The 1,319-nt window shown below is 44.6% G+C and carries 2 pseudogenes (1 of these 2 cut by a window edge); both read right to left on the reverse strand.

Annotation, left to right across the window (positions count from 1 at the left end):
- Window positions 1-733: pseudogene (locus tag A2255_03690) on the reverse strand (phenylalanine--tRNA ligase subunit beta).
- A 35-nt stretch (window positions 734-768) separates the two neighbouring features.
- Window positions 769-1,319, reverse strand: a pseudogene (locus A2255_03695) (signal recognition particle-docking protein FtsY) (it continues 379 nt past the right edge of the window).

Here is a 1,319-nt window from a genome sequence, read left to right on the forward strand (position 1 = left end):
GACCTACTTTTACATCTTCAAATGTGAGCCCATAGTATCTTGGAGCTCCATCGGGAGCCTCCAGAACAACTTGAGCAGACTTTAGAGATGACCCTCTTTCAAGAGAGTCGAAGTCACCTACAGATGGAATGTTAAAGGTCACATCGTGACCGTTATATTTCAAATATGCATAGAGATCCCTTGCAACTCCAATGTGTGATGCAGCGTCAATCCTGTTTGGTGTTAGCCCTATTTCAAATATGGTATCACTCTCCAGTTTAAGGTAATCCTTTGCAGATGTTCCAATTATAGACTCCTGCGGAAGCACCATTATCCCCTCGTGCGAGGTGCCAATCCCCAGCTCATCCTCTGCACATATCATCCCCATACTCTCAACCCCTCTTATCTTAGACCTCTTAATTTTAACAGATTCACCGCCCGTGAATGTAAGTGTTGTTCCAACTGTTGCAACTAACACCTTCTGCCCGGCAGCCACATTTGGCGCACCACACACAATTGAGAGCAGCTCTCCGCTCCCTGTGTTTACACTGGTAAGGCTAAGTTTGTCTGCATCCGGATGTTTGGAGCACTCAATTACCTCTCCAACCACTACACCGGCAAGCCCGCCCGGAATATCCTCCACCTCTTCCATTGCCTCAACCTCAAGCCCTATTGAGGTAAGTATCTTTTCCAGTTCAACCGGAGCAATCTCGGTATTTAGGTACCTCTTAAGCCAATTATATGAAATTTTCATACTATGAAATTATTTTACAGAATATCTATTATGACCTATTTTTCTACAGTAAAGAGTGACTCAACAAACTCCTTTTTGTTGAACACCTGAAGATCTTCAATTTTTTCTCCGACACCTATAAACTTAACCGGTATCTTGAACTGGTCTGAGATACCGATAACAACGCCCCCTTTTGCAGTACCGTCAAGCTTTGTCACGGCAAGTGCGGTAACATCGGTAGCCTTTGTGAACTCTTTGGCCTGCTGATATGCGTTCTGCCCTGTAGAGCCGTCAAGCACAAGCAACACCTCGTGAGGAGAATCAGGAATTATCTTTCTCATCACATTCCGGATCTTTGTGAGCTCATTCATCAGATTAACCTTATTATGAAGCCTGCCGGCGGTGTCTATTAAAACAACATCAATGTTTTGCGATATTGCAGATGAGATTGTATCGAATGCAACAGAGGCAGGATCTGCTCCCATCTTCTGTTTTACGATTGGAACCCCTGCCCTCTCGCTCCAGATAGTTAATTGTTCAACAGCTGCTGCACGAAATGTGTCTGCTGCGCCAAGAATAACCGTTTTACCGGAAGCTTTTAACCTTG

Source organism: Candidatus Melainabacteria bacterium RIFOXYA2_FULL_32_9 (assembly GCA_001784615.1).
In the GTDB taxonomy this organism is placed as follows: domain Bacteria; phylum Cyanobacteriota; class Vampirovibrionia; order Gastranaerophilales; family UBA9579; genus UBA9579.